The organism is Paraglaciecola psychrophila 170, assembly GCF_000347635.1.
In the GTDB taxonomy this organism is placed as follows: Bacteria; Pseudomonadota; Gammaproteobacteria; order Enterobacterales; family Alteromonadaceae; genus Paraglaciecola; species Paraglaciecola psychrophila.
Genome location: NC_020514.1, coordinates 5,180,960 through 5,205,030, shown reverse-complemented (window position 1 = coordinate 5,205,030; position 24,071 = coordinate 5,180,960). Strand labels below are relative to the sequence as shown.

General features: G+C 40.8%; 20 protein-coding genes and 4 pseudogenes. 15 read left to right on the top strand and 9 right to left on the bottom strand.

The annotated features are described in order from the left end of the window. Positions 1–8: 8 nt before the first annotated feature. Genes C427_RS22885 through C427_RS22875 form a run of 3 tightly spaced genes read right to left on the bottom strand, consistent with a single transcriptional unit; the run spans position 9 to position 2,283 of the window. Entirely contained in the window at positions 9–986 is a 978-nt protein-coding gene (locus C427_RS22885) for a COX15/CtaA family protein (protein ID WP_034899053.1), read from the bottom strand. 14 nt (positions 987–1,000) lie between these two features. Beyond that, positions 1,001–1,564, bottom strand: coding sequence for a hypothetical protein (locus C427_RS22880; protein ID WP_007637034.1), 564 nt, complete (start codon positions 1,562–1,564; stop codon positions 1,001–1,003). Beyond that, positions 1,561–2,283: an SURF1 family protein gene (locus C427_RS22875; protein ID WP_081588994.1), complete on the bottom strand. Its 723-nt coding sequence runs from the start codon at positions 2,281–2,283 to the stop codon at positions 1,561–1,563. Before C427_RS22875 ends, C427_RS22880 begins: the two co-directional genes overlap by 4 nt. A gap of 31 nt (positions 2,284–2,314) precedes the next feature. Here C427_RS22875 and C427_RS22870 point away from each other — a divergent pair, with 31 nt between their 5' ends. Then, positions 2,315–2,524 carry a DUF2909 domain-containing protein gene (locus C427_RS22870; RefSeq protein ID WP_007637030.1) on the top strand — a complete coding sequence of 70 codons (210 nt, stop codon included), beginning with the start codon at positions 2,315–2,317 and terminating at the stop codon, positions 2,522–2,524. A gap of 54 nt (positions 2,525–2,578) precedes the next feature. On the opposite strand, the pseudogene C427_RS22865 reads toward C427_RS22870, so the two are convergent. The 5 genes and pseudogenes from C427_RS22865 to lexA all read right to left on the bottom strand — a co-directional run bounded on the left by C427_RS22865 (position 2,579) and on the right by lexA (position 7,772). Further along, a pseudogene (locus tag C427_RS22865) lies at positions 2,579–3,464 on the bottom strand (cytochrome c oxidase subunit 3). 16 nt (positions 3,465–3,480) lie between these two features. Continuing rightward, positions 3,481–4,050 (bottom strand): cytochrome c oxidase assembly protein, encoded by a 570-nt coding sequence (locus C427_RS22860; protein ID WP_007637027.1) that lies wholly within the window; start codon positions 4,048–4,050, stop codon positions 3,481–3,483. Positions 4,051–4,070: 20 nt separating this feature from the next. After that, positions 4,071–5,675: a cytochrome c oxidase subunit I gene (gene ctaD, locus C427_RS22855; RefSeq protein ID WP_007637024.1), complete on the bottom strand. Its 1,605-nt coding sequence runs from the start codon at positions 5,673–5,675 to the stop codon at positions 4,071–4,073. Positions 5,676–5,687: 12 nt separating this feature from the next. Next, positions 5,688–6,812, bottom strand: a complete 1,125-nt coding sequence (gene coxB / locus C427_RS22850) for a cytochrome c oxidase subunit II (RefSeq protein WP_007637022.1) — start codon at positions 6,810–6,812, stop codon at positions 5,688–5,690. 336 nt (positions 6,813–7,148) lie between these two features. After that, on the bottom strand, positions 7,149–7,772 hold the full coding sequence (lexA, locus tag C427_RS22845) for a transcriptional repressor LexA (RefSeq protein WP_007637020.1): 624 nt from the start codon (positions 7,770–7,772) through the stop codon (positions 7,149–7,151). Between the two features lie 190 nt (positions 7,773–7,962). Here lexA and plsB point away from each other — a divergent pair, with 190 nt between their 5' ends. Further along, entirely contained in the window at positions 7,963–10,398 is a 2,436-nt protein-coding gene (gene plsB, locus C427_RS22840) for a glycerol-3-phosphate 1-O-acyltransferase PlsB (protein ID WP_007637016.1), read from the top strand. A 92-nt stretch (positions 10,399–10,490) separates the two neighbouring features. Here plsB and C427_RS22835 read toward each other — a convergent pair whose 3' ends face one another. Beyond that, positions 10,491–11,375, bottom strand: coding sequence for a LysR family transcriptional regulator (locus C427_RS22835; RefSeq protein WP_007637014.1), 885 nt, complete (start codon positions 11,373–11,375; stop codon positions 10,491–10,493). A 101-nt stretch (positions 11,376–11,476) separates the two neighbouring features. On the opposite strand from C427_RS22835, the gene C427_RS22830 reads away from it, so the two are divergent. The 13 genes and pseudogenes from C427_RS22830 to C427_RS28000 all read left to right on the top strand — a co-directional run. Continuing rightward, positions 11,477–12,844, top strand: a complete 1,368-nt coding sequence (locus tag C427_RS22830) for a nucleobase:cation symporter-2 family protein (protein ID WP_007637013.1) — start codon at positions 11,477–11,479, stop codon at positions 12,842–12,844. Between the two features lie 6 nt (positions 12,845–12,850). Then, positions 12,851–14,224, top strand: coding sequence for an amidohydrolase family protein (locus tag C427_RS22825; RefSeq protein ID WP_007637011.1), 1,374 nt, complete (start codon positions 12,851–12,853; stop codon positions 14,222–14,224). A 28-nt stretch (positions 14,225–14,252) separates the two neighbouring features. Further along, positions 14,253–15,440 carry an MFS transporter TsgA gene (tsgA, locus tag C427_RS22820; RefSeq protein ID WP_007637009.1) on the top strand — a complete coding sequence of 396 codons (1,188 nt, stop codon included), beginning with the start codon at positions 14,253–14,255 and terminating at the stop codon, positions 15,438–15,440. A gap of 19 nt (positions 15,441–15,459) precedes the next feature. Then, a complete protein-coding gene (locus C427_RS22815; protein WP_015431400.1) occupies positions 15,460–16,365 on the top strand; it encodes a nucleoside hydrolase in 906 nt (301 codons plus the stop codon). Between the two features lie 377 nt (positions 16,366–16,742). Beyond that, on the top strand, positions 16,743–16,970 hold the full coding sequence (locus C427_RS22810) for a hypothetical protein (protein WP_007637002.1): 228 nt from the start codon (positions 16,743–16,745) through the stop codon (positions 16,968–16,970). A gap of 69 nt (positions 16,971–17,039) precedes the next feature. Beyond that, positions 17,040–19,160 (top strand): TonB-dependent receptor, encoded by a 2,121-nt coding sequence (locus C427_RS22805; protein WP_007637000.1) that lies wholly within the window; start codon positions 17,040–17,042, stop codon positions 19,158–19,160. 207 nt (positions 19,161–19,367) lie between these two features. Continuing rightward, positions 19,368–20,319 (top strand): annotated as a pseudogene (locus C427_RS22800) (IS30 family transposase). Positions 20,320–20,459: 140 nt separating this feature from the next. Further along, positions 20,460–21,035, top strand: a complete 576-nt coding sequence (locus C427_RS22795) for a TetR/AcrR family transcriptional regulator (RefSeq protein WP_007634292.1) — start codon at positions 20,460–20,462, stop codon at positions 21,033–21,035. A gap of 212 nt (positions 21,036–21,247) precedes the next feature. Then, positions 21,248–21,580 carry a DUF1820 family protein gene (locus C427_RS22790; protein ID WP_007634286.1) on the top strand — a complete coding sequence of 111 codons (333 nt, stop codon included), beginning with the start codon at positions 21,248–21,250 and terminating at the stop codon, positions 21,578–21,580. Positions 21,581–21,605: 25 nt separating this feature from the next. After that, on the top strand, positions 21,606–21,848 hold the full coding sequence (locus C427_RS24300; protein WP_051075209.1) for a hypothetical protein: 243 nt from the start codon (positions 21,606–21,608) through the stop codon (positions 21,846–21,848). A gap of 490 nt (positions 21,849–22,338) precedes the next feature. Further along, on the top strand, positions 22,339–22,572 hold the full coding sequence (locus C427_RS26085; protein WP_236613796.1) for a DUF885 family protein: 234 nt from the start codon (positions 22,339–22,341) through the stop codon (positions 22,570–22,572). Positions 22,573–22,601: 29 nt separating this feature from the next. Further along, positions 22,602–23,659: pseudogene (locus tag C427_RS25720) on the top strand (IS3 family transposase). A 52-nt stretch (positions 23,660–23,711) separates the two neighbouring features. After that, a pseudogene (locus C427_RS28000) lies at positions 23,712–23,918 on the top strand (fluoroquinolone resistance protein); the annotation flags it as partial. Positions 23,919–24,071: the final 153 nt, after the last annotated feature.

The window sequence follows — 24,071 nt, the reverse complement described above, 5'->3', positions numbered from 1 at the left end:
TTGTTCTCCTAAGTTTTACGATACAGCGTGTAACTGATGGTAACTAACACCAACATTAAACACGCGGCAACAGCGTTATGCATCACTGCAACAGCGATGGGTAAACTGTACACTACATTACTCACGCCTAACATAATTTGAGCGCCCAGTACCAAAACCATTATGACAGATAACTTTTTAAGTAAGCTTGAATGGGCTGCAGCATACAACCTGATTCCAAACCAACATAAATACAAAAAAGTAATTAACGCGCCAATTCTGTGCACAATATGCATTGTCATACGCTCAGCATAATCATGGGCACCAAACTCATAATTTTCTGCCACTGGGATACTAAAAGCTCCCGCAAAGTCTAAACGCTCGAACCAAGCACCTTCACAAAGGGGTAACTCAGTACATGCTAGTGCTGCATAATTTGCCGATGTCCAACCACCTAAAGCAATTTGTCCAGTCAAAATAATGATACCCAAAATTGAATATTTACCAAACTGACGCATCCCGGCATCACCGCCAGGGATACGGTAATTGAGCAACCTTAGATACAATAAAAACAGACACGATAAAACAGTGAATCCACCTAATAAATGCCCCATTACAATTGCAGGTAGCAAATTGAGGGTCACAGTCCACATCCCCAGTGCACCTTGAAAACAGACTAAAAACACCAGAAACAGCGGCAATTTTACTGGCTTGTTATATGCTTTGTTAAATAGGCTATTTATAAATATCACCAGTATCAAAAAACCTAAAGCACTGGCGAAATAACGGTGGATCATCTCATTCCAAGCTTTGTGCTCTTCAAATGGACGTTCTGGAAAAGCTTGTTGCGCGATTTCTATATTTTCAGTGGTTTTAGAAAAACTCAGATGACCATAACAACCTGGCCAATCAGGGCAACCTAATCCTGCATCAGTCAAGCGTGCGTATGCACCAAGTACTATTACTACCATAGCTAATAGAATGCTTAGCAACACCAACTTCTTCATCATTTAAGTATCCTCTAGCCGATACGCGACAGTTTAAGTACCTTGCGCATATCTGACAAAATATCACGACTGTGCAGCACAGCCTGTTTCTTATCGAGTTGTAATGGATAGCGTAAAATTATGTTATCCAGAGTATCAGCGATGAAAATAGCATCTGTACTCTCATCTTCAAACATCTGTTGCAGACTTTTTAAATTTGCATTTAACAAACGAATGTTTTGCTTTTCTTTGAGCAATGCAAGCTGTGCGATATTACTTTTTTCATGGGTAATAACCACGATTTCAGCACGGTCACTTTCCTTACCTAACGCACTGCGAACTTGAGAAATACTATATAACGCGTTTTCACATTCAACAGTGCACACTTCTGGCAAAACATAGAGTAACTTCCATTTAGGATCTTGGTCAGAGGTTCGCAATTCACTCATATCGACGATTGGGGAAAGTAACTCTCCCTTATTCGTCGCGGCTTGATTAAACCAGCCATTATCTAAAGCAAGTTTAGCCAGTAATACAGGCAGTATAAAAACCGAAGCTAGTAGCAACATCATTAATTTATTTTTTTTAGTGGTACTCACTTTTTGTTCCTTTTTAACTTATTTCTTTGAGCAATAATAAATATTACTAATGCAGCAAATGCCAATAAAAACCATTGTGCGGCATAGGCAAGGTGTTTTTCTGGGGCCATCACTACAGGTTGCCAATCTCTAACAAAAGGTGAGGTTTCCTGAGCATTTAATAACACCACAAAAGGTAGTAAATCTTGGTTATAGTGTTGTTGAATAACCTTGAGATCGGTCTGCTGCAAAACCTTTGGCCAATCACCATCAACCACAGCTGTCTCTTTTATCATGGCGTTATTTAGCGGCAAGGATATCACTCCTGCATAAAGTGCAGTTTCTGTATCAATCTTAATACTGGGCAAAATATCTCTGCTATTGGTAGCGGCGACCCAACCAAAATTTACAATAACAGTGCCTGAAGATGTTTGCATCGGCGTCAATACTTGGTATCCCACACGCCCGTTATGGATTTTATTATCCAATAAAAAATAACGTGTTGCATCTGCTGCACCATCAAAATTAACCGGCATATCCAACATGTCATTTATATTGCTGCGCAAAACTTGTTGTAAATCGACTTGAGCTGTTTTGGCAGCCATCTCAACAGCTAATAAGCGCTGGTTTTTTTGTTCAGCCCTTTGTAATTGCCAATTACCCAAAGCAAACATAATGACAACGCACACAAAAGTTACTAAGGTAGCTATAAAGGGTAAACGTGATATAAAATTCCACATAACAGCTCAAAAAATCTTTAGGAGTAAATAGATGTTAATCAAAATACTTGTTGGCGGGTTATTATTGTTTATGGTATTCAATTTATTTAAAGCCATGATGATTATGCTTAAAGACGACCCCAATAGTCCTCCCATGAGTAAATTTATTGGAAGAAGGGTTTTAACATCAGCCATTATTGTTGGCCTTATACTGCTCGCTGTAGCAACTGGACTCATCACTCCAAATCCAACACCACACTAACCAATGAAAAGAGCCACTGCAATACAGCGGCTCTTTTCCCTAATAATAGCTTTGCTAAAAGATATACACTACTGCAAAGAGTATTACCCAAACTACATCAACAAAGTGCCAATACCAGCTAGCTGCCATAAAAGCAAAGTGATTATCGGGCGTAAAATGCCCCTTCATAATTCTTAGTAACATAATAAACAGAATAATTGCACCTAGCGACACGTGAAATCCATGGAATCCTGTCAATAGGAAGAAAGTGTTTCCATAAATACCAGACTGTAAAGTCAAATTCATTTCTGTGTAGGCGTGAATATATTCTTCAACCTGCATTACCATAAAGATGGCACCAAGCAGCACGGTCAATCCGAGCATAAGCTTAAGTTTTCCGCGGTTGTTTTGTTCCAGTGCAACATGAGCAAAGTGACAAGTGACCGACGAAGTAAGCAGTATAAATGTATTAATCAAAGGTAGACCAGTCCAAGGCATGGCTTCTGTCGTAAGACCACCAGGCGTTGTTATTAAAGGCCATATGGCTTCAAACGCAGGCCATAACACTTCACCAGTCATGTCGTTATTTGAAGCTCCGCCTAGCCAAGGCACTGATATAAATCTGGCATAAAACAAAGCGCCAAAAAAAAGCCCCGAAAAAACATCACTTCAGAAAAAATAAACCATGCCATACCTTGACGATACGAGCGTCCTAACTGAGCACTATACAACCCACTCATTGACTCATGTATTTGATTTCTAAACCAACCAAATAACATCACTATTAAAACTAAAAAAACCTGCGCCTAAAAATGTAAGCGCCATAGCCCTCTTTATCACGTGTGCTTTCAATCACAAAATTGCCAGCCCCAACAGCCATCAAAAATAACGCAACAGCCCCCATAAAGGGCCATGGGCTTTCTGCGGGAACATAGTACTTTTCGTATTCTTTTTCTGACATTGTGTTCTCCTTTACCCTAATTCATTGCCACAACATCAGCCGGAGCAGTGACGTTAGCAGTGACGTTATAAAGAGTATATTGCAAAGTAAAATAAGTAATATTTTCAGGGAGTTGAGGGTCGACATAAAATTGCATCGGCATCAACAGTTCCTCCCCTGCTTGTAATGTTTGTTGTTCAAAACAAAAACATTCAGTTTTATTCATATATAACGCCGCCGGGCCAGGAGATATCGATGGCACAGCTTGACCGACAATTGCAGTCTTGGCAGGGTTTTTCACGTAAAAATTGACTTGATTGAGTTGTCCAGGATGCACTTTAACCTGTCTAGTTTCAGACTTAAATTCCCATGGCATACCGGTGTTTACACGCGTAATAAAATCCACTGTGATTAAACGACTCTCATCGATTTCAACAGCCACGTATGCGGCCGCTGTATCTGATGGCTTGCCATTGATACCCAATGCATCACAAAGTACGTCATAAAGGGGCACCAGCGCAAAACCAAAACCAAACATACCAATGACAATTGCAGCCAGCTTCAACACCAATTTATTGTTTTTTGTTTGATTTAGGTTTGCGCTCATAAGTATTAATTCCTATTAGGTTATTTCACAACCGGCGGTGTTTCAAAGGTGTGATAAGGTGCTGGAGATGGGATTTCCCACTCTAAACCTTCAGCTCCTTCCCACACTTGGGCAGATACTGGGTCGCCTTGCTTCTTACAAGCCTTAACCAACAAGACTAAGAAAATCAGCTGCGATAGACCAAAGGCAAAACCACCAATACTGATCCACTTATTAAAGTCTGCGAACTGTAACGCATAGTCTGGAATACGACGTGGCATACCCGCTAACCCTACAAAGTGCATAGGGAAAAACAACACGTTAACCGATACTAATGAACACCAGAAATGCCATTTCGCCAAACCAATATGGAACATTTTACCAGTCCACTTAGGTAGCCAGTAATACACCGCAGCCATAATTGAGAATATAGCACCGGTTACTAACACATAATGGAAATGCGCAACTACAAAGTAAGTATCATGATATTGGAAGTCCACTGGTACTATGGCCAACATTAGTCCAGATAATCCACCTATGGTAAATAACACTATAAAGGCGATTGCAAACAACATAGGCACTTCGAAAGTCATCGAACCGCGCCACATAGTCGCCACCCAGTTAAAGACTTTCACCCCTGTGGGAACCGATATCAACATAGTCGCGAACATGAAAAACAGCTCCGCTGCCACCGGCATGCCTGTCGTGAACATATGGTGTGCCCATACAATAAATGACAACAATGCGATAGAAGCCGTGGCGTAAACCATAGAGGCATATCCAAATAGCGGCTTACGAGCGAAAGTAGGTATAATTTGTGAAATGATACCAAATGCAGGCAGTATCATAATGTACACCTCGGGGTGCCCGAAGAACCAAAAGATATGCTGGAACATGACAGGATCACCACCACCGGCAGCATCAAAGAAACTGGTACCAAAGAATTTATCGGTCAGCACCATCGTTACCGCACCCGCCAGTACAGGCATAACAGCAATCAACAAGAACGCTGTAATTAACCATGTCCAAACAAACAAAGGCATCTTCATCCAAGTCATACCCGGGGCGCGCATGTTGAAAATAGTCACGATGACGTTAATTGCACCCATGATGGATGAAGCGCCCATGATGTGCACAGCAAACACAAACAATGCCGTACTGTCGGCACTGTATGTTGTTGACAGAGGTGCGTAGAAGGTCCAACCAAAAGCAGGACCGCCACCTTCTAGAAATAATGAAGATAACAGAATTAAAAAAGCAAAAGGTAATATCCAAAAGCTCCAGTTATTCATTCTAGGCAGAGCCATATCTGGCGCACCTATCATCATAGGTATTAACCAGTTGGCCAGTCCCGTAAAGGCAGGCATAACCGCACCAAATACCATGATAAGGCCGTGCACAGTGGTCATTTGATTAAAAAAGTGAGGCTCTACTATTTGTAATCCCGGTTGAAACAATTCAGCTCGTATTACCATAGCCATTGCGCCACCAGTTAGAAACATGATGAAAGCAAACCACAAATATAGAGTACCGATATCTTTATGGTTGGTGGTATATAACCAACGTTTTATGCCGTATGGAATATGATGTTCATGGTGATCATCTGCATGAGAATCATGCTGTGTGTCATCAGTTGTTGTTGTCATGGTCACCTTCTCCTATTGTCCGTTCATTGCTGAATTGATGTCTTTGGCTTGAACTAAGTCACCAGTATCGTTACCCCAAGCATTACGCTCGTAAGTCACAACAGCAGCAATTTCAGACATAGTTAATTGTTTCGCATAAGATTGCATAGCACTGCCTGTGACACCGTTTATCAATATATCGATGTGTTTAGGCTGATCTGCAACAGCGATTTGACTGCCTTTTAATGCGGGAAAAACACCTGGTAAACCTTCGCCATTTGGCATATGACAAGCAGCACAGTTGGCGTTGTAGACATTTTCGCCTTGCTCCATCGCTTCATCCATTGTCATATTCATGGCTAACAGCCTTTGTTCTTCTGCTTTTGCTTGTTGCTGTACAGCTTCTTGTTCTGAAATCCACTCAGCATATTCAGCAGGCTCTTTGGCAATCACTACAATGGGCATGAAACCATGATCTTTGCCGCAAAGCTCGGCACATTGACCACGATACACGCCAGGATCATTGACCTTAGTCCAAGCGTCATTGATAAAGCCGGGATTAGCATCTTGCTTGAACCCAAAATCTGGCACCCACCAAGAATGGATGACATCGTCTGAAGTAATAAGAAAGCGGACTTTTTGGCCTGTAGGAATAACGAGAGGTCTGTCTACCTCAAGTAAGTAGTTTTCACCTTTAGGCAGTTTTCCAGAGATTTGGTCAGCCTGAGTGGCCAATTTCGAATAATACTCAACGTCATTATCCATATACTTGTAATGCCACTTCCACTGTGAACCTGTCACCAAAATGGACACATCAGGCTCACTGGCATCTTCCATATCAATTAGGAGATTCATGGCGGGAACAGCCATCACAACCAATATAATAAAGGGGATCACTGTCCAAGCGATTTCAACTTTTACATTTTCATGAAAATTTGCAGGCTTAGCACCCCTAGATTTTCTGTGGAAATACATAGAAATAAACATAGCGATAAATACGCCGGCGCCAATCAAAACACAAATAACAAACATCAACATATGCATGTCATACACACCAGCACTGATGTCTGTCACGCCTTTAGTCATGTTTAACTGGTATTGCTCAATTTGATCTTTCGATTCAGCAAATACCGGCGCTGTCATCAATGCAGATAGCATAGTTCCAGTCCTGAAAAAAATTCTCTTCACATAGCACCTCATGTACGTCAAACGTACTTTTTATTTTTCACTGAAACATAAACATCAGAATAGAAACAACTGCCATCTTAGTTAATATTTAGTTAATTTATTGTTATTTTTTACTTCTGGGATGTTAAGGGTCGCTCATTTAATAGCGACTAGTCTAGCTTTTTTGCCTAAGTTACAACCAACTGATTATTTTTTAAACACAAAGTTGTTAAAAAATGCAAATGAAAGAGGGAAAAGGGATTCTAAGAGGAAAAAACAGATAAATATGAAAAAGCACATTATAGAGAATAATGCGCCTCGCAAAAATTACATCCAGTCGGCGTTTCGAATAACCCCCACTGCAATGCCTTCAATATTAAATGGCTGAGTCGCCAAATCAACCTTAATGGGAGAAAACGCTTCGTTTTCAGCATGCAGCAAAACCTGCCTGCCTTTTTTCTCGAGTCGCTTTACAGTAACCTCGTCATCGACTCTTGCGACTACCACTTGGCCATTGTGTACATCACTAGTGCGATGTACTGCTAATAAATCGCCGTCCAAGATACCGATATCTTTCATACTCATACCGTTTACTCGGAGCAAAAAGTCAGCACTGGGTTTAAACAAACTAGGGTCCACCCGATAATGACCTTCAATATGCTCTTGAGCCAGAATAGGTTCGCCCGCAGCAACCCGACCAATCAAAGGCAAACCTAACTCTTCGAGTTGGTCTTCAAGTGGTGTATTTAACTTAATACCACGAGATGTACCAGGTAAAATTTCTATTACACCTTTACGCGCTAGCGCTTTTAAATGTTCTTCCGCTGCATTAGCAGATTTAAAACCTAATTCCCGGGCAATTTCAGCGCGGGTAGGCGGCATACCGGTATTCAACATTGTATTTTTAATTAGTTGAAGTACTTCTTCTTGTCGAGCAGTTAGTGGACGCATAAACAGCCTGTTTTTTTATACAGTTAGTATGATTATATACAGTTATACTTAAATCTCAAATTTGTTTTATGCTTGCTGTGATATGTCTAAAATAAAACGGCAAACAAACTATAATCATTTTTATCAAAGTTAAACTGCTAGGAATGTCTGTGGTATCCTGCGCCAGATTTAATATCTGCGAGCGAAAAGTATGTTGTGGCTGCATAAATTGCTGTTAGCAATAGTGACGGTACCGGTAAAATGGTTAGTAAAAGTGAACAGCACTCCAAGCGACCTTGAGGCTGAATTAGGCATAGATAAAACCCGCCCTATTGTTTATTTGCTGCGCACCCGTTCGGTTACAGATCAAATAGTACTAAAGATGTCTGCGGTGGCATTAGGCTTACCTAAACCCACACTAAATCTGACTATTGGGGATCAACACCATTCTTCTTGCCTGTTTTTACAGAAACCAAAATCAGTATTAAACCGCAAAACAAAAGCGACTTCGATTCAAGAAGATGCGGCTAAACTATTTAGTCTTCACAGAAAAAATCCAGACCTCGATATTCAGATAGTACCCGTTTCTATACTTTGGGGTAGAGCACCAGATAAAAATACCTCAGGCTGGTCAGACGTCATCGCCAACCAAGTTTCTCCTAGCTGGCTGCGTAAATTTTTTATTGTGTTGTTTTTAGGCAGAGATAACTTTGTCTGTTACAGCAAAGCCGTATCTTCAAGGAAAATGCTGGAATTAAAAGGTAGTGACGAAGAAATCGCCCACAAACTTATCCGTGTTGCGGGTACACATTTTTATCGTCGCCATCAAACATTAACAGGTCCCAACATCCTTGAGCGCCATCAACTATATAATAGTGTTCTAGGTGCAAAATCGGTACGTAAAGCTATTGTTGAAGAAGCTCGCACCAAAAAATTAAGTCACCAACAAGCCAAACAACAAGCAAAAAAATACGTCAATGAAATTGCTGCCGATTACCGCCCAGGCATGATCAGATTGGTCGAGAAAATTTTAACTAAAATTTGGAATAAAATTTATAACGGTATAGAAGTTCGACATGCCGATAAAGTAAGAGCTTTGGCACAGAATGGCCACGAAATCATCTATGTACCTTGTCACCGTAGCCATATGGATTACTTATTGCTCACCTATGTTATTTACCATGAAGGGTTAGTCACCCCACACATAGCCGCTGGTATTAATCTTAATTTTCGTCCTGTTGGCGGAATATTACGTAAAGCGGGCGCTTTTTATCTCCGCCGAAGCTTTGCTGGCAACAAACTCTACACTGCGGTTTTTCGTGAATATCTTGAATTGCTATTTAATAAAGGTTATTCAGTCAAATATTTCCCTGAAGGGGGGCGCAGCAGAACCGGACGTTTATTGCCGCCTAAAACCGGTATGTTAGCGATGACTTTACAGGCGCTAATAAAAGGTGTTAATCGCCCAGTGAGTATAGTTCCAGTCTATATTGGGTATGAACATGTGATGGAAGTGTCCAGTTACCTCAAGGAATTAAACGGAACAGGCAAGGAAAAAGAATCATTCTTTCAAATATTTTCAGCCATTAAAAAACTCAAAAATTACGGTTACGGTTTTCTGAATTTTGGAGAACCCATAAATTTAACTAACTACCTTGATCTACAAGTGCCTAATTGGAGAGAGGATCAAGAAAAAAATGGCGACAAGAAACCCAAATGGCTAACCCCAGTAGTAAATAAACTTGCTACAGATGTGATGGGCAGAATAAACCAAACGGCAGCCGTTAGTGGTATGTCAATTTGTGCCATCTGTTTGTTATCGGCTAAAAAGCACGCTATGGCTGAGTCTGAATTAGAACAAGCCATTGACCACTTTTTAGAATTATTGCGTGACTCGCCTTACAGTGAACTTGCCACCCTGCCAAAAATAACGGGTAAAAAATTATTAGAAAACACCCTCAAGCTGAATAAATTTAGCGTGTCCGAAGATAGTTTTGGAAAAATAATCTCACTAAAAAGCAAAAATGCTGTGGCGCTAACCTATTACCGCAACAATATTCTTCACTTATTTGCTTTACCCGGCCTGATTGCGGCCATCGTGTTTGCCAATAAAAGTGTATCCAAGCAACAAATATTGCTGTTGGTAGCTAAGCTCTACCCCTTACTCAAACGTGAGTTGTTTATGTATATGAGTACAGAACAAGCAGCATCTTACACTGAATCACTGCTTACTAAGATGTTGGCAATGGGTTTGCTCGAGACCAATGAAAACAAAATTAAGACACCCGCAGCCAATAGTAAAGAATTCTACTCAGCTTGGTTGCTCAACCGCAGCATTCAAGAAACCTTACACCGCTATGCGGTAGTGTTAACGTTATTATCAAAACAAGAAAGAGTCAGTCGCGCGGTACTGGAAAAGAAAAGCGCTCAATTTGCTGAGAGATTAGCCGCGCTGCATGGCATCAACTCACCAGAATTTTTTGATAAGAAGGTTTTGGCTACATTTATCCAAGCATTAAAAGAAAATGCCTTAATTGAAGCAGATGAAGATGGCCAATTGCGCCATTCAGAGCTCAGCGAGGCTTTAAAAATAGATGTCATTAACCTTATTGAGCCTGAGATAGCGCAACGTTTGCAACAGATATAATGCTTGGTGTTATAGAATGTTGATATATACATCCAGAGCCATTAGTTAAAACACTAATAGTTATTAAGCAAAGGGTATTTCTCAAAATATCCTTAAATCGGCGTCAAACCAAAAGCATCTCTAAGCCAGCTTCCTGCCTTACCCAATCGCTCGCTAGAAGACCAAATTAAATCCACACCCACCTCCCATTCGGTATGAGGATATGACGTTAATTGTAATTCGCATAACTGCTCTTGCAACTGCAAGTCCAAAACCAGTTGCTTTGGTACGGTAGCCCATCCCATTCCTGCACATAGGGTATTCATCAATGTCAGATAACTGGCCATTCGCCATTGGTTGGTGCCGCTCAAGTATTCACTAGTAGGCAATTTATCCAGTAAGGGCAAATAAACGAGCTGTCTATGCTGATTTAACTGCTCGAAATTAACTTGAGGTAAATTAGCTAAAGGATGGTCTCGGTGCACTACATTGGCGAATGCTATATTACCAAGCCTTTTAAAATGTATGTTTTTAGGATAGTGGGCACCGGCACACATTATTCCTAAAGATGCGTCGCCTTGTTCGATCAACTGCTGAATATACTGAGAAGACGGGTGCAATATATTTAAATCCACAGGAGGGAAATATTCCGCGAAGCCAGCAAGGTTATGATTCAATATTTGAAAAGGGATAGTTTCGTCAATGGCAATAGTCACTTGGCTTTCTAGCTCTGCAGCCAAACTGTTGGCACGATTCTCCATCGACGAACACTGATGTAATATAGCTTCTGCATCCCTAAGTAAAGACTGCCCATGCGCAGTTAAAATTGGATAACGCCCGCTACGATCAAACAAGCTCACCCCAAAATCAATCTCCAAATTTGCCACTGCAATACTCAATGCAGATTGTGACTTACCCAGCTTACGAGCTGCAGCTGAAAATGACTTCTCACTTGCCACGGCACAAAAGGCAGTTAATTGTTCTAGAGATAAATGCATAAATAGCTAAGTTCTATTAAAAATTTTAATAGTTCCCATTTTGCACATTAAAACCAGCAGAGTAAATTAGTCTTATCGCCTTGCTTGTTAAGTGAAAAGTTATGCCTCTTACTGACACACCTTCAGAGACAAAAAGCAGCGGCATTCACCCTGTAGATCAACGTTTACCACTTGCACCTACTGTGTTGCTTGGTTTACAACATGTACTAGTGATGTACTCGGCCTGCATAATAGTGCCCTTAATCTTAGGTGCGGCTCTGCAGCTGCCTAAAGAAACCTTGTCTTTAATCATCAATGCCGATTTATTTGCAGCGGGATTGGCTACCTTAGTACAGTGTTTTGGCAACCGTTATTTTGGCATTAAGCTACCCATAATGATGGGCGTAACCTTTACTTCAATCGCCCCGATGATTGCCATTGGTGTTAACCCGGAACTAGGCTTACCAGGGATTTATGGAGCGATTATTGTTTCAGGTATATTCGGCATACTCTTTGCGCCAATAATGGGCCGTTTAATGCGGTTTTTCCCACCTGTGGTAACAGGTTCGGTATTGCTGGTTATTGGCATTAGTTTAATGAAAGTAGGCATTGAATGGTCTGCAGGTGGTAGCCCTACTCTTGTCGATGGTTCAACTAACCCTGATTTTGGTAAACCTATTTATTTACTGGTTAGCCTACTCCAGCTTATCTTAATCCTACTTATCACCCGTTTTGCTAAAGGATTTTTGAGTAATGTATCAGTGCTGATAGCCATGCTAGCTGGGTTTATTGCTGCTTGGTTACTAGGGGATATTTCACTTAAAGGCTTAAATGACGAACCTTGGGTTGCCCTCATCAAACCCTTAAGTTTAGGAATGCCCACCTTCGATTTTTTAGCCATTTGCTCCATGTCCCTAGTGATGTTGGTAACTATGGTTGAATCCACAGGGATGTTTTTAGCTTTAGGTAAATTAGTAGATAAAGAAGTAGACCAAAAACAACTAGTAAGAGGCTTACGCTCCGACGGACTAGGGACCTTATTAGGTGGTTTATTTAACGCTTTTCCTTACACCTCTTTTTCCCAGAACATAGGTTTAGTCACCATAAGTGGAGTCAAAAGCCGCTACGTGGCCGCCGCCGGAGCCTTTATTTTAATTGCCTTAGGTTGCCTTCCTAAAATGGCATTTATTATTGCTTCAATACCGCAATATGCCTTAGGCGCTGCGGCCATGGTGATGTTTGGAACCGTTGCCTTGATGGGGGTGCGCATTTTAAGTGAGGTAGACTTTACTGAGTCCCGTTCTAATTTATTGGTGGTATCCGCAAGCTTAGGCATTGGTTTAATCCCTATGATAGCCCCAGACTACTTTCAATATTTACCACTATGGAGCCACATCTTTACCGACAGTGGCATTATCTTAAGCGTATGTACCGCTATTCTGCTTAATGCCATTTTTAGCCCCTCACCTGAACAAACGAAAAAAGGTTAATACCTCATGACAACAACACTTTACCAAGCAGACTACCTAGTCACCATGGACAGTAACAACACCATAATCAAACAAGGTGCGGTACTTGTAGAGCAAGGTAAAATCAAACAACTAGGTAAAGCGAGTGAGCTACTCCCCCAACATCCCAATGTCACCGTTAAAACCTATGCTAATCGCATATTAATGCCGGGTTTAATCAATACACATTGCCACTCGGGCATGTTGCGCGGCACGGCTGAAGGCTTACCAGTATGGGATTGGTTGCAACAATATATTGATCCCATGCATAGGGTATTAACTCCCAAAGATGCCAGTTTATCGTCATGGTTATGTTATGCCGAAGCCCTGCTATCAGGTACCACTTGTATAGTGGATATGTGGCGTTATATGGAAGGCAGTGCCGAGGCGGCCAAACAGCTTGGTATTAGAGCATGCTTAGTACCCTATGTAGCCGAACATCCTGAGCATGACTACTTTGAAACCTTAGACAGTAACGAAGCTTTGATTAATCAATGGCATCAAGAAGCGGATGGGCGAATACAAGTATGGGTGGGCCTTGAGCATTTGTTTTATGCCGTACCACCAGCATTGAAACGTATAGCTGACCTATGCCAAGACTACCAAGTTGGCTTTCACACCCATAGCAACGAAAGTCAATTTGATGTAGAACAAACCCTTGAACGCTACAAAACCAGACCTATTCAAGCCCTCGAAAAATTTGGCTTACTCAAAGCCCCTAAAACACTCTTAGCTCATTGTGTGTGGACTGATGACAATGAAATAGCCCTTATGGCACAGGGCAATATTGGTGTTGCCCATAACCCTATCAGTAATATGAAACTTGCCTCGGGTGCCGCACCTGTGGTTGCCATGTTGAAGGCAGGCGTAAACGTGGGGCTAGGGACAGACGGCGAAAAAGAAAACAACAATCTAGACATGTTTGAAGAAATGAAAGTATCGTCATTACTCGCCAAATTTTCTAGTTTAGATGCTGCCGCCCTTGATGCTTGGGATATATGCCGTATGGCTACAATTGGTGGTGCAAAGGCGCTAGGGCTCGACCATGTAACAGGCTCACTTGAAGTGGGGAAATCCGCAGACATGATTGCCATCAGGTGTGACACTCCTCGCATGACTCCGCTTATCGATTCAGGCCCATTGATGAATATTCATTACAACTTGGTCCATGCGGTACAGGGACAAGATGTAGATATGACTATGGTCGCAGGAAAAGTATTGGTAGATAACGGCCGATTACTAGAACATGATATACAGCACCTTATCGAACAGGTTAATCAAGCCGCACCAGCCTTATTTTCCCGTCGCCAAGCTTGGTTAGACAGCACTGGTGGTGGTAAAAACGCACTCTATCAACCATAACAAAACAACAAAAATAGTAGGAAACAAAATGGAGATGAACAAAGCGTTATTAACTATAGTGGCTTTTATGACCTACATGGTAATGTCTGGCCTTTTAACGCAAATAGGCGTATTAATTTCTCCTCTAGCTGATTACCTTGAAGTCAGCATTACCCATGCAGCCTCAATGTTTTCATTGCTAACAGGCGGCACCTTTGCCGGGACATTTATAGCCATGTTGGTGTATGGACGTTTTCCTACAAAGCGTATTTTTCAGGTGAATTATCTCGCTTTTATTGGGTTACTTATATTAATGGTGACAATAGATAGTCGCTTACAATGGGTGGTATCATTTTACTTATTTACACTGGGCATATGTTGCGGTGTAGGCTTAGCCGGCGGTGCGGTATTAATTGCTAATTTATACAACGAACAAAAAAGAGCTTCTGCATTCTTAGCTACAGATTGCTCCTTCAGTTTAGCGGGCTTTGTGTTTCCATCTTTAGCGGTCGTGCTGCTGTCAGCAAACCAACTGTGGACATTGAGCTACGCAGCAGTTGGGGTACTGGCAATACTCATATTATTAGCTTGCTTCACCTTAAAATTTCCAGATCAAAGCACAGCCAACAAACAAGAAACTCAGTCAAACGGATCGGCACCTAAAGCCGACATATGGACCCCAAGAGTCTTTATTGTTGCCTTGGCCTTATGTTGCTACTTAACCACACAAACCACATTTTTAATCTGGGCACCAAGCTATTTACAGCAAGCACTTGGCCTAGATGCCAACCAAGCCGCTGGCGCCGTTGGTAACTACTGGGGTCCATCTATATTTGGCTTGCTTATTGTTACCCTATTGGTCATAAAAGTGCCGACTCGACCTTTATTGCTTACTGTAATAGCGGTCGCAATTATATTAGCTAGCATGTTGTATGCCACTGAAGATCCAAATTGGTTTTTAACTATTACCTTAGGCTTAGGGTTTATGACCTCCTGTATCTTTAAATTAGGTATATCCGTAGGCTCTCAGCAAATAAAAAACGCCCCACCCATATTAGTCACTTTTTTACTGTGTTCAGCTACTGTGGGTAGCACAGTGGCACCCGCACTCTCGGCCTTAGTCGTAGCAAACTTTGGTGTGAGTAGTGCCATGTTGATGACAGTGATTGGGTTTGTACTAGTGGCAATCTTAATATCCACATGTTTACTGCTAGAACAAAAAGCCGTTCAACAATAAAAGTACAGGGACAAACCTTATGAAAAACAAAGTCATTTTTGATACTGACCCGGGTATCGACGACGCCATGGCCATACTATTTGCCCATGCTAGTGGTAAAATAGACCTATTAGGGATCACTACAGTGTTTGGCAACGCAAGCATTGAAAACGCCACCCGCAACGCTTTGTATCTAAAACAGCGCTTTGCAATTGCCACAACTGTTTGTGTAGGAGCTGACACCCCATTAGTCGTTCCTGCTGGTGAACCAACCACTTTTGTACATGGCCAGAACGGGCTAGGGGATATCGACTTACCCGATACACAACCTTTAAAAGCCGACTCCCGCTCAGCCTGCGACTTTATAATCGAAACGGTGCGTAACAACCCAAACGAAGTCACACTTGTGGCAGTAGGGCGCTTAACTAATCTAGCCTTAGCCATACAAAAAGCACCCGACATAGCAAACTTAGTAAAAGAAGTAATCGTGATGGGGGGCGCCTTTGACCATAACGGCCACACAGGTAACGTTAGCCCCTATGCAGAAGCCAATATCATAGGTGACCCTCATGCGGCCGACATTGTATTTACTCAAAAATGGTCAGTCACAGTAGTAGGGCTAGATGTCACCCAACAAAGCATTATGAGTAATGCCTACATACAAACTCTCAGAGAACAGTCCGCTAAGTACGGTGAATTTATCTATCAAATCAGTCGCTTTTACAGCGACTTTCATAAACAAAGCGCTGGATTAGATGGATTTTATGTACACGACTCATCGGCGGTAGCCTATTTACTAGCTCCGGAATTATTCAAAGTAAAGCGGGGGCCAATACGGGTAGTCTGTGAAGGCCCAGCCATTGGCATGGCCTTGTGTAAAACAACCGAAAAAAGCCTTTCCCATAGATGGCTGGCAGCAGCAACCCACACAACAAATATGTGTTGATGTAGATAGCCAAGCTTTGTTGGACTTATACTTTAATACTTTGTGTTCTTGAACTTACTTAAGGCACCAAAGCAGCGATTTTAGCAATAATGAGATGGCCGCGCCTCATTGTTAAAGGGTCTATAAAGCTATTTTTCACCTAACATGAGATGTGACCTATTAAGCCACATCAGAAATAAGTAGCACACATTTATCTAGAATCTAGACAAAAGGGAAATGGAAATGAGGCCAAACAACTCAAAAATGAGTTAACCATCGACATTATTGTTTGGTAACGCCATATAATAGTAGAGATGCCATATTCGACTTTACTTCTCCCTAAATACCAATCACCACTAGTAAAATATATTCTAGTGGTAATTGTGCTGCTTAGTGTAATGACAACTTGGCATAATAGCTCTCATGTTATAAAAGCAGAGCAACATTGTCAGTTATGTTTAAGTGAGGCCGACTTAGAGCATTCCATCCCTAGTAAAACTGCACTTTTTGAACCCGAACAAAATACCTATTTCTTTATTTCGCCTATCAAGGTGAGCTTTAGTGGCATATTTGTTACCGCTGTAGACATTAGAGGCCCTCCGTTTTTATCTATCACTAAACCTTAAACTATTTTTAATAGCTAGTTATCCACAGATAACTGGTCAGTTTTATGATGTATTTTTAGAGATAAGAACATGAAAAACAACTATTCACCTTTGGCTTTAGCACTATTAACAGCCTTAAGCAGCCATGCATATGCTGCTGATAAAACCATTCAAAAAGACGAAAATGATATTGAAACAGTAATAATTACAGCATCACCGTTAAGGCGTACTGTTTTAGAATCTGCAACACCTGTAAGTATTCTTAGAGGCGAAGAACTTGATCAAAATCAAGCCGCAACCCTTGGCGATACATTGAAAAACGTACCTGGAGTACATAGCTCGTACTATGGGCCTGTTGCAAGTAGTCCGATTATTCGTGGTTTAGATGGCCCTCGTGTGAAAATCGTTCAAAATGGACTAGGCGCATCTGATGCATCTCGGGTAGGGCCTGATCATCAAGTATCAACAGAAACCTCCACCGCCACTCAAATAGAAGTACTTAGAGGTCCTGCCACACTTTTATATGGCAGTGGTGCTATTGGTGGTGTTGTAAATGTAGTGGATGAAAGGCTTCCCACAGCAAGGCAAGATGAGTTCAATGGTGAGGTATTTGCTCAATATGATGGTGTTTCAAATGGAAAAACAGTTTCAACAAATTTAAACATGGGTTCAGGTGATTTCGCTTTTCATCTAGATGCCTACAATCGAAAAACGGATGACTATGATATTCCTGTACCTGCAAATATAAATGAAGAAGGTGGCCGCAGTACCTTAACAAATTCAGCCATTGATGCGAGTGGCTACAATTTAGGCGCTGGTTGGATAACTGATGATACTCGCGCCGCATTTGCATACGGTCATATGGATTCAGAATATGGCTTACCAAGTGAAGAAGGTGTGTATATAAGATTAAAGCAAGACCGTTACCAAGGTGTTGTCGACTGGAATAACCTTGATGGCTTCATCTCGTCTGTGCATTCGCAAAATGCCTATACTGATTACCAGCACTCTGAAATAGAAGGCGGTGAAATAGGTACTACCTTCAAAAATGAAAGTATAGAGTCGCGGCTATGGGTTGAACATACCCCAATTAGCGGATGGAAGGGGGTTCTTGGTGTGCACTACAACAATAGTGATTTCCAAGCTATCGGTGAAGAAGCATTCACCCCTCCAACTAAAACCGATAGCCTGGCAGCGTTTGTCATGGAAGAGAAACAAGTCGACTCCCTGTTATGGCAGTTAGGAGCCCGTGTAGAGCAAGTAACTCAAGATGTAGATAACGACTTTTTCTCAGAATTTAGTTCTTCAGATGTTATTTCGTTTAATAAAAAAGACTACACAGCTGTTTCTGGCTCCGCAGGAGTTGTATGGAGCTTAAATGAGAATCACTCACTAGCCTTCAATTATGCTTATTCACAACGGGCACCGTCGGCATCAGAAATGTACTCGTACGGTCCTCATATTGGCTCGGGAACCTATGAAGTAGGTGGTGAATTTGAGATCGATGAAAACGATGGTCTATATACTGTATTACAAACAGATGAAAATATGTATAAGGAAGTCTCAAACAATATCGACCTGATTTATCGTTATAATACAGATACATGGAGTGCAAGCTTTAGTTTGTACAATAATCAAATCGATAATTATATATTTGAAAATTTTACAGACTTAGTGATAAGTGATGACGCATTTATTACATCAGAAGCTTTTGCGATCCAAGTAGGAACTGAGGGTGAAGGCGAAGAAGAAACAGATGGGCTACCTATAATTGTTTTTGCACAAAAAGATGCTCGTTTGTATGGCTATGAAGCCCAAGTCGATTGGCACTTTAGTGATGATTGGCGTGTAGAGATATTCTCAGATTATACACGTGCTAAATTGAATCCAGGCGGAAATGTACCAAGAATGCCACCCATGAGATTTGGATCGTCACTCCATTATGAATTTGGAAATTGGCATACTGAGGTGGAAGTAGTCCGTAATAGTAAGCAAGATAAAATAGCGGACAACGAGACTGAAACAGATGGCTATACTATGTTGTCGGCTTCAGCTAATTACTATCTTGAGTTAGACGATGTAGATATGACGATTTATCTCAAAGGCGAAAATCTAGGCGATCAAGAAGGCCGTGTGCATTCTTCTTATATAAAAGATGAAGTGCCTTTACCTGGGCGTTCACTTAGCTTAGGGATAAGAGGTACTTTTTAAAAGCAACCATAGCCACCTTATCGATTTCTACTTTTAATAGGAGGTTGATAAGGTAACTTCCCCGGGAGGATACGTTTAATTGGGACTTGGATTCAAATAATAAGTGCATAACTTGAACGGGTAGAAAAAACGGTCAGCTGAATATATGCTAATCGCTTTTTCTCCGGCAAGAGATGCAACATTGAAAACATGTAAACATGTAAACAACTGACCTATGAACAACGAAGCCAGATTTATGCTTTAAGTAAAACAGGAATGAGCCAAAATAAAATATCCAAACAATTAAAGGTTAGTCAATAAACCATTAGCAGGGAGTTTTCCCGTAATACAGGCAAACGAGGCTATCGTTTTAAGCAAGCTCAAACATCGACAGACACACGCCGATTAGTCGCTGTAAAGCCATTAAAATGACAACAGCACTCATTGCATTAATTGAGTCAAACTTACTACGAAATGGAGTCCAGAGCAGGTGTCTGGGTGGCTTAGGGAGGACCAGAGCATCGACATTAGTTATGAAACTATTTATCAGCACATTTGGTCTGACAAAAAAAATGGTGGTTATTTATTCCAACATTTACGTAGGAAAGGTAAAGCTTATCAATCACGTAGTAAGGATAAACAAGCTGGCAGAGGGTTTATTAAGAACCGTATAAGTATCGATGAGCGTCCACACGTTGTTGATGATAAAAGTAGAATGGGTGATTGGGAAATTGACCTCGTTATTGGCAAAGGTCACAGTGGCGCACTGGTCACGATTGTAGAGCGCAAAACGAGTTTTACCGTTTCGAGACGTGTAGATGACAAGTCAGAAAAAACATTCACAGCAGCCACCATCGCCTTGTTAGCGCCGTTTAAAAGCGCTGTACTCACGATTACAGCGGATAATGGTAAAGAGTTTGCGTACCATGAACAGATGACTGAAAGATTGAAATGTGATGTGTATTTTGCAGACCCTTATTGTTCGTGGCAACGAGGCTTGAATGAAAATACCAATGGTCTATTACGACAATATTGGCCGAAATCAACAGACTTTAAAAAGGTATCGCAATCAGCCGTTCAAGATGTAATAGTCAATCTCAATAACAGACCAAGAAAGAAACTAAATTATAAAACGCCAGCCAAATTGATGGCTGAACACATGGTGGCTATAGCTGCTTAGAGGTTATGCACTTCAAACTTGAATCTGCCTTTTATAATTTTTCAGATTAAGCGAGATGTACGGCGACTACAACCTTGACAGACAATTTGACTCGGCTACCCTGTTAAGAACATATATTCTGCCAACACAAGTTGATAGCAATGCCTCGTAAAGCCCAATACAACGTTGATTCCATTTTAAGCCAAGCCATTGACGTGTTTTTAGAGCATGGTTATCACGGTGCCATTATGGATGAAATTATCGCCCGAACCGACTTCAATAGAAGGGGATTTTATATCGAATTTGGTAGCAAACAAACCTTCCTATACATAGTATTAAAGCATTATCAAACAACCCAACTAAACAAGTTAATGAAACATTTGGAGTCTAATCACGGGCTTGATTCTATTAGCGCATTTTTTTCTGACTACGTTGAACATATCAAAGGCAAAGGGTGTTTGTTAATAAACTGTATTACCGAATTAGGCTTCGATGATCTAAAAGTACAAGAAATTGGCCGCCATTATCTTGATCGTTTACAGATTGACTTTATTGGGTGCTTAGAAAAAGCCCAAGGCCTAGGACAAGTGCACACTCATATTAATATCGAATCGACCGCGTTACAGCTGACAAGTTATGTCCAAGGTTTCGCCGTTAATGCCATTTTGGCTGGTGATACTGATGAATTACAGTTAGCCACGCAAGCTTTATTAGGCCCTTTAGCTATTAAACAGTGATGCGTTATTAAACGAGCAACCCACATGGATTTTTTGTTAGTTATTGATAAATAGCTCATGCAGTCACTAGTCGATAAAAATATGCCAGAACAAGCTTTGATAAGCCTTGCTATTAGTCAGACCATCTCCATTGATAGGTAATCTATAACATGCCTATTTGTAACCCTGTTTATTGTAACTGGGATAGCAGCTTAATATATTGAGTAGTAATTATGTCTAGTGAAAAACATTTGTTCCGCATCCAATTTATCGCTAACGGTGAACGTTATGAACTTTATGTGCGAGAAGTTTGCCAAGGAAGTATGTTTGGATTTATCGAGATTGGAAATTTTGTTTGGGATACCCACACCAGTTTGGTATTAGATCCTAGTCACGAAAAGTTAAAAGATGAATTTGCTGACGTCACGCGCACATACGTACCTATGCACAGTGTATTACGTATCGATGAGGTGAAGAAACAAGGCACTTCAAAGATCACTGCACTATCGGATAAGGTCGCAGCTTTTCCAACTCCAATTTATACGCCTAAAAACACTTTTAAATAGCGTTTATTGAGACTAGGGCAGAAGTATGAAAAAGTTATACTGTTTATTAATATTGAGTCTTTTATCCTATATATGTTCTGCTACAGGTTCAAGTAAGTTACAGCCATTGCTTGATGAAATTTGGCAATATAATTTATCCATTAGCCCTACCTTCGCAACAAGCCAAGGGGTTCATGATTTTGATAATAAACTTGCTGACATTTCCCCTGATGCTCTGTTGAACCAAGACTCTCAATTTCGTGAATTTTTAAAAAACCATCTCTCATAGATACAGCCGAATTAAACAGAACTGAGCAAATAAGTTTGTTAATTCAACAAAGAAATTTGCAAAAAAATATAGATGAATACAGTTTTAATGCGCATTATATGCCGCTTACATCAGAATCTAGCTTCCACAGTAGTTTAGCTTTTTTACCGCACTCTAGTCGCTTTGGAACCGTCTTGGATTATCAAAATTATTTAGCATGACTTAAACAGTTTCCATCTTATTTTGAGCAACAGGTTAATTTGATGGAGAAAAGGTATACGAACCGGGTTCATTCAACTTAAGGTTGTTTTGCAAGGTTTGAAGATCCAGTCAAAGCCTTTATTCATGACTCACCTGAAGATAGTATATACTATGCACCCTTTCATGATCTTTTGGCTAATAGCGTTGATTCCATTCAACAATAAAAATTAACTGAACAAGCTGCAAAAATCATTTCGAAGCATGTTTTAAAGCGCATCAAAATTTTTACGATTTTCTAGTCTTAGAATATATTCCTAAGAGTAAAACTAACATTGCTGCTATATCCTTACCAAACGGCACAGCCTACTATCAAAACCGTAGTAATTTTTATACTACAACTCAAATGTCAGTTGTTGATATTCATTCCTTAGGATTAGGTGAGGTTAAACGTATTCGTGGAGAGATGCAGGCTGTTATTAATCAACTCAGATACCAAGAAACGATCAATCTGACGTGGTTGAATAGATCCGACTACCTAAGTTAAGACATAATACCCTTAACTGGAGATAGGTAATGACAGCACGTAAGAAATATTCAAAAGAATTTAAATTGGATGCCATCGCATTGGTGGTAGAGCAAAAATACAGTCGTGTAGAGGCGGCTAGGAATTTAGGCCTCAGTCCTCAGATACTCGGTCGTTGGCTCAAAGAGGCCGAAGATGATAATGGTCATGCTTTTCGAGGTAATGGCACCCTGACACCCGAACAAGCCGAAATCCGCAGCTTGAAGGGGCAAGTCAAGCGTCTCGAAATGGAGCGTGAGATATAAAAAAAAGCGACGGTCTTCTTTGCCAAAAAAAAGAAGTGAAGTATTCGTTTATTACCCGATATAAGAAGACCTGGCCTGTGCGCTTAATGTGCAGACTACTCGGTGTACAAAGTAACAATTATTACCGTTACCAGAAGCGTCAAACGGATAAACCTGATGGTTTAACGCATCAAGAGATGCTGGAAGGGGTAAAAGATATCGCCAGGTTCAGCGATAATACCTATGGCGAGACGCATTCAAAAAGTATTGAATACGCTGAGCTTTCCAGTGAGTCGCAGGAAAACAGCTCAATTGATGAAAGAAGCAGGCGTGTGGGTGCGGTATAAAAAGAAATATAAAGCCACCACCAACAGTGACCATAAAAAGCCCATTTATGACAATGAGCTAAAGCAAGATTTTGCAGCACAAAAGCCTGACCAAGCTTATGTGCATTATGTGCAGGATATCACCTACGTTTAGATATCAGAAGGCTGGTTGTATTTAGCGGTGGTGATTGATTTATATTCACGCAAAGTCGTGGGTTGGAGTATGAGTTCAAGAATGAAGGCCAGCTTAGTGTGTGACGCATTAACCATGGCAATATGGCAACGACAACCCAAAGCAAGATTGATTGTGCATTCAGACCAAGGTTTACAATATGCAAGCAAAGCTTCTTCGGGAGTCTAAAGCAAGAACGGGTGCATTGGCGTAATTACTCTTCACGATTTAGCGCCCAACAAGACATCTTGAATTACATGACCATGTGGTACAACAGCCATAGACTGCATTCGTACTTGGATTACCAAAGTCCTAAATACTTTTGAACACAAAACAATGAATTACAAAAAGTAGCTAAACTGATGTAGTCGTATTAGGTTGACCAGGTCAGACCTATTTGTAAATAGATGGATTGGTACCAATCTATATGGCGCTCCCTTAAGAGTGGTCGATTGGAGTCGGGGGGAATTTTCAGAAGATTGCTAGAGTCAGTTTCATTTGCAAGGTTGTAACTTAAGTTATTCAGAATTGAATGGTTTGGATCCTCGTAGAATTGATTTAAATGGTGTCAAAATTTGTAATTAGTAACAGAAGCAACTTCTCGAACAGCTTAGATTGATTAATTTGCCTGATTAATGAGAGTTGTTCTTAATCAATAATGATAATATTTTGCAATTCAAATTGTCGCTAAACTGTAGGCTGTAAAAAAGAACATGAACAAATTGAGAACGCCTACAT